Below are 11,822 nucleotides of genomic sequence, written 5' to 3' on the forward strand. Positions count from 1 at the left end.
TGATTGAATATTTTTCATTATCCAAGAAACAGCAGGAGTACATACAAGGTTATGATTATTCGATTAGAGGAAAATGATGCTGTCAAAAAGTTGTAAAGATGAAACCACAGAGTACACAAAGCATCTCGCAGAGATCACAAAGAGCAAAACATCAACACAGCAAACTTTACAACCTGAGCATATCCCTTGTGAACCATGTGGTTAAATCTATTTTTTCAACAATTTCAGGGAATAGCGAGAACTATCTCATCAACCTGACATAGAAAATTCCGCCGGCGATAGAACCTTCATGTGCTCTGAACATAAGCAAATGCCTTCCATTTTGTTGTTTTTCAGCAATATGTGACGGAATTTGATAATCCACATCAAAAAAACTATCCCCCTGAGATCCATCCAGATTTACTGTGGCTATGACCTCCCCATTAAGTATGATATCAAAATCCCTGTCTCTGTCTAATCCATAGTAAGTTACTCTTAAAGTTTTAGCTTCTGCTTGCCTATCGTTCAAATAATAGGAAAACCATCCGGATGCATGTCTCCAATGTCGGTTTTGATGGACACCAGCCTCTGTCTGCTCTCCCTGAAAGCCTCTGTCCGATTCGGGTTGCTGTTGCCCCGTTTCAACATGGTCTATGGTTTGTGCTTCCAGAGCCATCAATACCCGCTCTCGCTCTTGCAATTCAACCCTAATCTTCTCAATCTCTTCAGATGTTGCTGTTTGCCAGTAAACCATGTATCGGGCATCGTGAAGCTTATAAAAAGGGATCAATTCCAGATCGGAAAACTCTCTGGGATATATCAGTTCAGGAGCTGTAAAAGTCAGTGGACTATCGGATGATTTAACTTTTTCTGTCCAGTTTTCATCATCCAATAATAACATTGGCGCGTTTTCTCGGGAATATAAAGCTCCGTGTGCTATATGTCCCATTCTGCTGTCATCTGCTACCAATCCATCTAAATCCCTCGTTCCTGTTGAAGCCGTCAAAACAATCGGCCCATGCAAAAGAGCCAAAAAGGGTGAGCCGTCCGGCATCTCTTCTCCATAAGTGAACATTGGCAGTTCAATCACTATTTCATCACCAGGGTTCCAGTTGCGGCTCACTGCAAAATAGTCTCCGGGCGAACTGTTTCCTCTAATTCTGCGCCCATTCACTTTAACGGTTAAGCTTCCTGGTTTAACCCATTGAGGATGACGTATAAAAACTCCAAACTCACCGGAATTGTTTTCATCAATTGTTATCGTGGTACTCTCCGATTCTGGGAAAGTTGTTTGCTGCGATAATTTAATCCCTTTTCCCTTCCAGTTTAGTTTAGATGGGATATACAAATTCACATATACATTTTTGTCATCATGTGCATAAATTAACTCTCCGTATTTCGCATGATTTTCTATTCCGGAACCTACACAGCACCAAAAAGTGTGCTCGGGGTTTGAATAAACCCGATAATGCATGGGGCGCATGGGGGTAAAATATACCAATCCACCATGCTCAGGATGTATCGAAGCAAGAATATGGTTATATAGAGATCTCTCGTAATAATCGATATATTTCAGATCGTTACGACTAAAATAGAGTTGCTGCGACAACTTCATCATGTTATACGTATTACAGGTCTCAGGACCTTCACGTGAGTCAATCATAGATGAAAAGTCATCTTTGGGATGAAAATGCTCGTAAGTTGAGTTGCCTCCCATGGCTACTGTTCGGTTGTTTACCACGGTTTCCCAGAAAAAAGCAGAGGCTTCCTCCCACTCTCTATCACCTGCAAGCTGGGCGGTGCGCATAAATCCAATCACTTTAGGTATCTGAGTATTTGCATGCATTCCTGTTAGTTGGTCTTCACCTGCAATTAAAGGATCGAGAAGCACACGATGTGCAAACCTGCGAGATAATTCCAGGTATTTTTCTTCACCGGTAATAGCATAGACATCTGCAAATACTTCATTCACTCCTCCATGCTCTGATATCAACATCTGTTGAACCTGTTCATCAGATAAACCACTAACCAAATCAACACACCAGTCTGTGAGGTCAATAAGCATGTCGAGTGCTTTCTCATTTTCGCCAAGAAGGTAAGCATCCCGAAGTCCGGCATATAGTTTATGGATATTGTACCATGGAACCCATTTCCCATTTAAAGAAAAATTACCAGCATTGATATGACCGGATTTGATCTCCTCCCACATGGCCATACCTCCTGGAATTCCACCAACATAGCCATTACCATTAGCTATTTGACAACGCTCCAATTCATCAACCATATAATCCAGCCGACGTTTTGCTTCTTCGTTTCCGGTAGAGGCATACATTAGTGCAAATGAGGTTAGAAAATGACCTCCGGTATGCCCGTCAAGACCATCGCTTTCCCAGTTGCCATAACGGGGTGCCCGGGGTTCAAGTCCGGCATCAATTAAAAATGGTGCCAGCAATCGATCAACATCATGCGCCATTACATAGCCTTCGTTCATAAAACTGGCATGCGTAAAAGGACTCTCGAGCAAACTGACAGCAGAAAGGTGAAAAGGCTGTAATTCTCCAGATGGAGATGGAGTTTTACTACAACTTAATAACATTACTACCAGCAAAAGAAGTAATGAATTAAACCTGATTAGATTTTTTCTCATAAGAAGTTGTTTTAGTTAAGTTGTGGCAAACATTTAATTGTAAACAAATAAAAAACAATCATAAAACTACCACAACAATCGTATTTACATAAAATATTAAAAGACAAATTTACTTTTAAAAATATTGTTAAAACAAATAACATCCAAAAAAAAATCCATTTTTTTAATGACTTACTATTGCAACATACAAAAAGCATTGGTCAACCGCCAAAACACAATAACTCTCATTTAAAAGTATTATTTTTGTTGCTGACTACATTTTATAAAAGTTTGCAAGGTCTTTTTAATATTGACCTACAGCTATTTTATCTTTTATGATGAAATACCAACTTACCGTTTTAGAGAAAGAGTTGAACGGACAAAACGGGACAAATTCAAACTTTATGTTAGTCACCCTTTTGAGAATATTAGAATTCATGTTTTACATAGCATTATGCAATCACTACATACACAAGAAACCGATGTTTACCTGGCCGACAATCTGCCTGACGATCTGGAGCAACTGATTGAGCCATATAAAAATGAAAAGATTTTTGTCCTTACCGACAAAAATACTCATCGACATTGTTTCCCTCAAATAAGCCGGATTGGGGGCATTTCTGAAGAACGTTGCATCATTACAGGCTCCGGCGACGAATATAAAAACACCGAAACACTGATTTCTGTATGGCAAAAACTGGTGGAAGGCGGCGCCAACCGCCATGCCTTGCTGATTAACCTTGGAGGCGGAATGCCTTGCGATTTGGGAGGTTTTGCCGCAGCCACCTTTAAAAGAGGCATTGCTTTCATCAATATTCCAACCACATTGTTGGCTCAGGTGGATGCTTCCGTTGGAGGTAAAACCGGTATCAACTTTATGGGGTATAAAAATGAAATTGGTTCATTTATGCAAGCCAAACATGTTTTGGTGGACACCACGCTGTTAAAAACCCTTGACCAACCCAACTTAATTTCCGGTTTTGCGGAGATGATAAAACACGCCTATTTGAAAAATGAGGCTTTACTGCAAAGAACCCTCGATTTTGATATCCTCAATCCCGATATGGAAGAGTTGTCAAATCTTGTTGCGGAGTCCATCAAAATTAAAGACGAGGTGGTAACTGCCGACCCATTTGAGAAAAACATCCGCAAGGCGCTGAATCTTGGACATACCATTGGTCATGCTTTTGAGAGTTTTGCTCTCAAAAACAATCGGCCTGTTTTACATGGGTATGCTGTGGCCTGGGGAATGGTGGCAGAATTGTACCTGGCTCACATCAAACTGGGTTTTTCAATAAAGTTGGTTGAAGAGCTGGCTTCATATACCCAAAAGATTTATGGCAGTTTTTCTTATTCAAAAACCGATTTTGACTATTTGTATGATACCATGACCCACGATAAAAAGAATCAGGCCGGACGCATTAATTTTACACTTTTAAGAGCTGTGGGCGACATCGCCATCAATACACATTGTGAGAAAGATGAAATAATTGAAGCTTTAAATTATTACCTGAGCCACCAGGAATAAACGCAGAGATGCGATGGCAAAGAGTCATATTCAGAGATTCAAGGATTTGCATGACAATAAAAGACAGATAGATTTGATAAATAAAAGAAAGCAACATGTCCATCACCATACAAGCACCAAAGCAGCTAAATAAATTTACCGTAGAACTCCCTGCTTCAAAAAGCATTAGTAACCGCTTGTTAATTTTAAATGCTTTGAGTTACAGTCCGCACCCTATAAAGAACCTGTCGGATAGTGACGACACTAAAGCCATGTTGCAGGTATTCAATTCCAACTCCAACCATTTTGACATTGGTGCAGCAGGCACCACCATGCGGTTTCTAACCGCATATCTTTCAAAAATTGTGGGCGAATGGACCATTACCGGCAGCACACGCATGAAACAACGCCCCATTGCTGTTTTGGTGGACGCCCTAAATCAGCTTGGCGGCAAAATTGAGTACATGGAAAAGGAGGGATATCCTCCTTTAAGGATATTTGGGAGTTCGCTGACCGGCGGTGAATTGGAACTACCCGGCGATATCAGCAGCCAGTATATTTCTGCTTTGTTAATGATTGGACCTGCCATGGAAAATGGCCTTAAACTCCGATTAACCGGAGAGATTACTTCACGCCCTTACATCCATCTTACCCTTAAGCTGATGGAGATGTATGGCGTAAAATGCCACTGGAAAGATAATATCATTACAGTGCCAGTTGCCAATTACAAACCCGTTGAAGCCAAAGTTGAATCAGACTGGAGCGCAGCCTCCTACTGGTTTGAAATCATTGCGCTGTCCAACCCCGGCGCTGCTGTCACGCTGAAAGGACTTGACAGGTACAGCTGGCAAGGAGACTCCGCGGTAGCGGAGTTGTTTAAAAAACTGGGGGTTCACAGTAAATTTTCGGCGAAAGGACTGACGCTGACAAATACAGGAGAATCTGCCGGTAAATTTTCTCACGACTTTACCAAGGAACCCGACCTGGCACAAACTTTTGCTGTAACCTGTGCGTTTTTAAACATCCCTTTTAATTTAACCGGACTGCATACGCTAAAGATAAAGGAGACCGACCGCATTCAGGCACTGGTAAACGAATTAGGAAAATTCGGATTTATATTGAATACCAACAACAAAGACAATCTGGTGTGGAAAGGTGATAAAAAAGAAGCAGATACAGATATTGAAGTTGCCACTTATAAAGACCATCGCATGGCGATGGCCTTTGCTCCGGCCGCATTAAAGCACAAATCGTTTAAAATTGCCGACCCGACAGTGGTTACAAAATCTTATCCGGCTTTTTGGGAAGACCTCAAAAAAATAGGATTTGAAATTACTGGTTGAAGTAATTCTCAAGTTCAACCGCCATCTGTTCGTCAGATTTCATGTCCCGGATTACCAGCCCTTTTTCCAGCAAAACAATACGGCTGCAAATTTCAGTTACATGGTTCAAATCGTGACTTGAAATCAGAAATGTGCGTCCGAACTCCTCCTGCTCCCTGCGAATGATTCGTTTCAGTCGCGCTTGGGAGGTTGGGTCGAGGTTCTCAAATGGTTCGTCAAGCAACACTAATTCCGGATTACCAAACAAAGCAGCTGCAAGCCCCGTCTTTTTGATGTTCCCTTTTGATAAATCTCTGATGTATTTCGAGGTGCCTATAATTTCACCGTTAAAAAAATCAGAAAACCTGTCCAAATGTATGCGAACATCTTCTTTAGACAGACGATAAAACTTTCTCAAAACCTCAAAGTACTCATCGGGAGTTAAATAACCCAACAACATATACTCATCCAGATAAGAGCCGGTTCTCTTCTTCCACTCTTCTCCTGAACTCACATTTTCACCATTGATTGTAACAGTGCCTTCTGAGGCTTTTATCATATCCAAAATCAGACGAAACAGAGTGGTTTTTCCAGCACCATTATTCCCTACCAGTCCGAAACACTCTCCTGGTTGTATTTGAAGCTTGTCAATATTCAATACCACTTCTGAGTGGTATTGCTTTTTTAAGTTGATAATTTCTATCATGACTCTTTTCTGAATGTAGAAGAAATACTATATCGGTTTTCAATAACTTTTTTTACAGCAAGACCTGAAAAATATGGAAACAGGATTAAACCTGCCAGACCTATTCCCCCAATTACGGAAAATGCAACTACCTGACTAAAAAAGAAAGATAATCCAGCGACAATAATCAAAGGAATTCCCATCACAGGAACTGCAAGTAGAAACTGTGCACATCCCATACCTTCCATATTCCAAGTACCACCAGCATTTAGGTTGACGGGTTTGGGTTGCCATAAGGCAAGCCAAACAGTGATATTCAGATTAACACCCACATTGTATAAAAAAGCGGCCAGATGAAGATATACTATTTGCCATCCGAAATAAGCATAAGGAAGTGACAGAATCAGCATAAATGATATGGCCAGCATATAAAGTAGGTATTTGCCCCTTATTAAATGGGAAATACCATCAGGTTTATTCATATAAAAGTCGAAATGGGAACTGTTCCAGCTTAAAAATAACTGACCAAAATTCATCCCAAACATACCCGTAATAAAAATGGCCGGTAAGATAAGGACAGCGCTTATGGAACCATCTTCATTAAAATATTGCGGGTTATTATAAAAGATAAAACCATACAGCAAAAACAAAACACTGGTAAACAGAAAGGTTCTACCCTTTTTATGTCTCAAAATCAATTGCCATTCAAGTATGGCAATATCACCCAGGAAACCAAATCGGGATAAGATTCCCGGAGTATAGTTATAAAAATTGTACCCGGCTTTCTTTACATCATCTTCAAGATGGGTGTGCAGTTTAAAACTTCTAAATACAAGAAGAAAGAAAAACAACATAACAAGCAACAGTCCGAAAAAGGGAATGATGCTACTTGCAGCAAACTCAAAAAATGGCTGCAATCGGGTCAGGAAAACGAGATAACCAAAGTGATCCAGAGCAAGCGTCAATGCAACCAACGCCATAAAAATTAAAAACCCTTTGAATCCCCTTTCAGTTTTGAGCTTTAGAAGAATTACCAGCCAATGCAGAGTGAAACTTATGGCCAGCAATGTGCCTAACCATAAAAAACCTGATGTGCTTCCGTAAAACGGAATCACTGCCTGGCGTGCAAATGGTAAAAACATGACCAAAACCAAAAGGCTCATTGGAGACATCAGAGACTTTAGAAGTAACCAAAAAGTAAGCAGGGACTTTGGAACAGGCAAGTGAATGAAAGGAGAAATATTGGCACCGGGAACTTTTTGAAAAAAGTAACGAAGCAACAACTCCATCAGGAAAAAGTGAACCACATAGGTGTTCACCACATAAAAAACATCATCACTTCCTGTAAGAGACTGAATTACGCTGGGCAGAGCTCCTCCTATAAGAAAAAGCCAAAATAAAACAAACATCATTGAAAAACCTGCAAAGATGTTGACAAGAATATTCTTTGCAAGATTGGAAGACCGAAATAACTGCTTAAACTCAAGCTTAATAAGTTCTAATATCATTTTTGGGCATGGTAAAGTGAATACACAAAAATAGAACTTTTGTTTACAGCATTCACCTTACCGGCACAAAAAATTAAAAATCAGAGAAACTCTCGCCAGTTGCTTTCATTATTATATACCTCAATTGCATTAACTTGTCCGGTATGGTGGTATCCAGACATCAGCATTTCGATTTCCTGCTCCAGAACCTTGACAGCATTTTCAATGAGCTGACCATTAAAACCTTTTGCTCCTAATTTAAGAACCTGTTCCATGCAAACAACTCGTCCCACAACCTGACCCAATTCTACCATTTTTCGCTGTGGTAAAGAGGTCTCAATCTTAAAATCCAGAATGGATTTTAAACGTTCTGAAGCATTTGATGTTAAAGAATTTGATTTCAAACTATTAAAGAGATTAAATTCTTTGGCCTTTTTCATCAGTTTAACCAATCCTTCTGAAATTTGCGCGTACAAAATATCATTTGAACCTTCAAAAATTTGAAATGGCCGGCTGTCGGTAATACCTCTACCGGCAATGTGATTTATTTTGTAAGCCTGTGCACCCACCAATTGAGTGGCCGATTGAGCCGCTTCCTGCATCATATCCGTAACCACACTTTTAACTGAATTGGCTTCAAGTCCGTTCAGACTTAAATCATTTTCTATTCCGGCTACTTTGCTGCTGTTGTGGCACATGGCCGAGGTGATGGTAAAATATGCCTGTAACCTGGCCAGACGTTGCTGCACCTGATCGTAGCTGAGAAGATTTCTGCCTCCTATTTGTCGATCCCTTGCATGTGCAATGGATTCATCCATTAACCGATGAATAAAACCCATGGCCATTCCCGGGAATTGCATCCGGCTTCGGTGAAGCAAATCCAACATCATCTTTACCCCGGTGGTTTCAGGAATCAACCGCCGTGATGAAGGTATCTGTACATCCAGTATGTTTCGTCCATAAGGAATCTGGTACAATCCAAGATTTTCGTATACCTCATCTACTTTTATTTGCTGATTGGGTTCATTCACATCACAAATAAAAAAATCAATATCCCGTTTAAGTTTTCCTTCGGGCGACATTTCTCTGGCGGTAAGTAGCCAAAAATCAGCCCAACCTGTTAATCCTGCCCAGTGTTTTGTTCCCTGTATATGATAATTTCCATCATTCTCTGAAAAAGAGGATTGCATGTTTAGTGCATCACTACCAAAGTCAGGTTCTGTAATCATTAAACCACCCATGTTTTGATTATTGATAAATCGATCAAAAACATGTTTTTTTGACTCTTCGTTGGCATATTTAGCTACAGGTTGAAGAAACAACGCTGAATTTATGCCAAAGGTCAACGAAAGTGCAAGTGATTCATAGGATGCAGCTGCCAGCAGGCTAATATTCTCTTCCATTTTACATCCACGACCGCCGTACTCGACAGGTATTCCGACTGAAAGCGGATTGACATTCATAATCTCCCGCATGACAAATGGTGGCATTCCTCTCTTCAAAGCCATTTGATCAATGTCGCCACGCACATGAAAAACATTTTTCATGGCCGCTTTTAACTCATTCAGAAATGCCTCAAATGGCATTTCCTGAAAATTACTCTTACTCATAAAATAACAGATATCAGATAAACATAATTTCGTCCGGCAAGATGACTCAATTTTAGAATCAATCATCTCAACCATAAGATAAGAACACCTAAACGTGATTAAAGTTCTTCAAATCAATAATCAATTACAGACCATTGCATGTTCCGCTTTTTATCTTAACTTTGTCCTCTAATATTAAAATTAATCATTATTTATGGCAAGATCACAGGAAACTTTTGGAAAAAAAGAAAGAGAAAAGAAGAAACAAAAAAAGAAACAGGACAAGGAAAAGAAAAAAGAGAACCGCCAAAAGCAGGGTCTTGATGATATGATTGCCTATGTTGATGAGAATGGAAACATCACCTCTACGCCTCCCGATCCGGGGAAAAAGAAAAAAGAAGTAAAGATTGAAGACATCGAAATAAGTGTATCCCGTCAAAAGGATCCTGATCCGGAAGATTTGATTCGTCATGGGATAGTAACCTACTTTAATGACTCCAAAGGATATGGTTTTATTAAAGACCTTGAAACCCAGGAAAGCGTTTTTGTTCATTTAAATGGGCTGCTTGACAGAGTTCGTGAACGCGACAAGGTGATTTTTGAAACGGAAAAAGGGCCTAAAGGACTAAATGCCATTAAAGTAAAATTTGAACCCAAGGTAGAAAAACCGGCACCTGCTCCGAAACCCACTGAAAAAGAGAATCCAACAAGCGAAGACAAACAGGATAACGGAGATAAAACTACTCCATCAGAATAAACAAACAAAGATTTTATAATATTGAATTTTCACCTTTTAGCCAATTTCAAATTAGCTAAAAGGTTTTTTTGCGCTTTCTTCTGGCAAAAAGCGCAAATAAATATCTCAATCCAAGGTTTAATGGTAACGGACAACAAGGTGGCCTGCCATTATGTCACAACAAGATCACACCTTGTGCCATATTGACATTTTTCGGTTCGTAAAAATGTCAATATGACCGGTTTATGCAACTGGCATTTGGTTTGCAATCCTTCTATCAGAATCAATAAAAAATAAATGTTTAACTAAAATATTTAGGAGGATTAAGCTATGACTATTGTAAGAAGATTCAACAACCAAATGCCTGACATTTCAAATATTTTTGATGATTTCTTTGGTGGTGATTTCTTTAACTCACCAGCATCTTCAGGCAGACGTTCAGTACCATCAGTAAATGTTCGCGAAACACAGGACGAATATGAAATTGAAGTAGCGGCTCCGGGTCTGAACAAAGACGACTTTAAAGTAGAGGTAAACAACAATGTGCTAACCATTTCGTGTGAGCGCGACGAAAACAAAGAAGAATCAGAAAGAGGATACACCCGCCGAGAATTCTGTTACACAGGCTTCCGTCGCTCATTCGCCATTCCGCGCAACGAAGTGGATGAATCAAAAATTGATGCCGCATATAAGGATGGAATCCTGCGAATCAAACTTCACAAACGCGAAGAGGTAAAACCAAAACCGGCAAGAATGATTGAAATCAAGTAAATTTTAAAACGCTCATTGACCATAGTCAATGAGCGTTTTTTATTACCTAAATAAACGCCTGTTGTTACGTCGGTATTTCTGAGCCTCATTAAACAATGGATTAGCACTTTCGCTGCAAGGAACCGCCGGACGACGACCTCCCAAACGCATCTGTTGATTAAACTCATAAATTAGCGATAACTCGTGAGCCCCGGCACTTTGAAGCCCCAAACCTGATATGGTAATATCGTAACTGTATCCAACTCTGAAAGGTCCATATTTATAGCTCATCAAAACGATTAGAGCGTCATGATTTATGCGATTGTCAACTTTCGAAAAAACTGGTAATCCACGATACCAAATCCCTAGTTCTATTGGGTTATTAAACCAGTAAACACCTGCATCAAGTTGATTAAACCCATGTTGATGCTGGTATCGGAAACTGGTTGCAAAAGCTCGTTCCTGATTTGTCCTTCGCCGCTGCTGAGTCCAGATATTGGCTCCTCCAAACAATACATATTTTCGATTTAAGCGTACCTCCTCACCCAGAAAGGATTCTGTTGGCTGCGTTAAATGGTCAATGGTTAAACCAACCCAGAGATATGGGTTATATACCAACCCTGAAGCTGCAAAATCCACAAAATCCATGCGCTCATTTGACAATCTTTCCCATGAACCCGACGCACCACTGCCTATCTGCTCATCACCAAACACAAGTTTACTAAAATCCAACGCCCGGCTGCCATAGGCAAACTGAAGCCCCGGAACAAAATGCCACTGATTGTTCAACTGCAAATTGTAGCTGTATTGCAAAGCCACGTGAGTAAACGTGAGGTTGGCACTACCTGCCCGATCCTGAATAATCTGAATTCCCACACCACTATTAAACTGGTTAAAGAAATTATCAAACGAAACGGCAGAAGTTGAAAAAGCTTTGGTGATTCCCGGCCACTGGTTGCGATAATTCATAACCAACCGTCCTCCATCCGTAGCTCCGGCCAACGATGGACTTAAATATAATGGAGCGGCGTAAAACTGAGAAAAATGCAAATCCTGAGCCTTCAGGCTCACTCCACAAGCCAAAACAGATACCAAAAACAGGTACTTTATTCTATTTATCCAACAAATCCTCATTCAAAAA

9 protein-coding genes are annotated in these 11,822 nt (G+C 40.2%); 4 read left to right on the plus strand and 5 right to left on the minus strand.

Translation table 11 applies throughout. The features are described 5' to 3' along the window. Positions 1-241: 241 nt before the first annotated feature. Positions 242-2,626, minus strand: a complete 2,385-nt coding sequence (locus B5X70_RS03290) for a glycoside hydrolase family 127 protein (protein ID WP_079556450.1) — start codon at positions 2,624-2,626, stop codon at positions 242-244. A 433-nt stretch (positions 2,627-3,059) separates the two neighbouring features. Between B5X70_RS03290 and aroB the strand changes: the two genes are divergently transcribed. After that, on the plus strand, positions 3,060-4,133 hold the full coding sequence (aroB, locus tag B5X70_RS03295) for a 3-dehydroquinate synthase (protein ID WP_079556498.1): 1,074 nt from the start codon (positions 3,060-3,062) through the stop codon (positions 4,131-4,133). Between the two features lie 95 nt (positions 4,134-4,228). After that, positions 4,229-5,455, plus strand: a complete 1,227-nt coding sequence (locus B5X70_RS03300) for a 3-phosphoshikimate 1-carboxyvinyltransferase (RefSeq protein ID WP_079556451.1) — start codon at positions 4,229-4,231, stop codon at positions 5,453-5,455. Here B5X70_RS03300 and B5X70_RS03305 read toward each other — a convergent pair. The 3 genes from B5X70_RS03305 to B5X70_RS03315 all read right to left on the minus strand — a co-directional run bounded on the left by B5X70_RS03305 (position 5,445) and on the right by B5X70_RS03315 (position 9,216). Further along, on the minus strand, positions 5,445-6,140 hold the full coding sequence (locus B5X70_RS03305) for an ABC transporter ATP-binding protein (protein ID WP_079556452.1): 696 nt from the start codon (positions 6,138-6,140) through the stop codon (positions 5,445-5,447). The genes B5X70_RS03300 and B5X70_RS03305 overlap by 11 nt on opposite strands. Then, positions 6,137-7,627, minus strand: a complete 1,491-nt coding sequence (locus B5X70_RS03310) for a DUF5687 family protein (RefSeq protein WP_079556453.1) — start codon at positions 7,625-7,627, stop codon at positions 6,137-6,139. Before B5X70_RS03310 ends, B5X70_RS03305 begins: the two co-directional genes overlap by 4 nt. A gap of 80 nt (positions 7,628-7,707) precedes the next feature. Next, positions 7,708-9,216, minus strand: coding sequence for an acyl-CoA dehydrogenase family protein (locus tag B5X70_RS03315; protein ID WP_198314157.1), 1,509 nt, complete (start codon positions 9,214-9,216; stop codon positions 7,708-7,710). 193 nt (positions 9,217-9,409) lie between these two features. Between B5X70_RS03315 and B5X70_RS03320 the strand changes: the two genes are divergently transcribed. Beyond that, entirely contained in the window at positions 9,410-9,952 is a 543-nt protein-coding gene (locus tag B5X70_RS03320; RefSeq protein WP_079556454.1) for a cold-shock protein, read from the plus strand. A 309-nt stretch (positions 9,953-10,261) separates the two neighbouring features. Next, on the plus strand, positions 10,262-10,702 hold the full coding sequence (locus B5X70_RS03325; protein WP_079556455.1) for an Hsp20/alpha crystallin family protein: 441 nt from the start codon (positions 10,262-10,264) through the stop codon (positions 10,700-10,702). A 42-nt stretch (positions 10,703-10,744) separates the two neighbouring features. Here the strand turns inward: B5X70_RS03325 and B5X70_RS03330 are convergent, their stop codons facing one another. Then, positions 10,745-11,815, minus strand: a complete 1,071-nt coding sequence (locus tag B5X70_RS03330; protein WP_079556456.1) for a PorP/SprF family type IX secretion system membrane protein — start codon at positions 11,813-11,815, stop codon at positions 10,745-10,747. Between the last annotated feature and the right edge of the window lie 7 nt (positions 11,816-11,822).

Source organism: Alkalitalea saponilacus (genome assembly GCF_900168165.1).
Lineage (GTDB): Bacteria > Bacteroidota > Bacteroidia > Bacteroidales > Marinilabiliaceae > Natronoflexus > Natronoflexus saponilacus.

Excerpts from the sequence above, each read along its gene's own strand:
- B5X70_RS03290 (WP_079556450.1), bottom strand. The coding sequence starts at position 2,626 with ATGAGAAAAAATCTAATCAGGTTTAATTCATTACTTCTTTTGCTGGTA.
- aroB (WP_079556498.1), top strand. The coding sequence starts at position 3,060 with ATGCAATCACTACATACACAAGAAACCGATGTTTACCTGGCCGACAAT.
- B5X70_RS03300 (WP_079556451.1), top strand. The coding sequence starts at position 4,229 with ATGTCCATCACCATACAAGCACCAAAGCAGCTAAATAAATTTACCGTA.
- B5X70_RS03305 (WP_079556452.1), bottom strand. The coding sequence starts at position 6,140 with ATGATAGAAATTATCAACTTAAAAAAGCAATACCACTCAGAAGTGGTA.
- B5X70_RS03310 (WP_079556453.1), bottom strand. The coding sequence starts at position 7,627 with ATGATATTAGAACTTATTAAGCTTGAGTTTAAGCAGTTATTTCGGTCT.
- B5X70_RS03315 (WP_198314157.1), bottom strand. The coding sequence starts at position 9,216 with ATGAGTAAGAGTAATTTTCAGGAAATGCCATTTGAGGCATTTCTGAAT.
- B5X70_RS03320 (WP_079556454.1), top strand. The coding sequence starts at position 9,410 with ATGGCAAGATCACAGGAAACTTTTGGAAAAAAAGAAAGAGAAAAGAAG.
- B5X70_RS03325 (WP_079556455.1), top strand. The coding sequence starts at position 10,262 with ATGACTATTGTAAGAAGATTCAACAACCAAATGCCTGACATTTCAAAT.
- B5X70_RS03330 (WP_079556456.1), bottom strand. The coding sequence starts at position 11,815 with ATGAGGATTTGTTGGATAAATAGAATAAAGTACCTGTTTTTGGTATCT.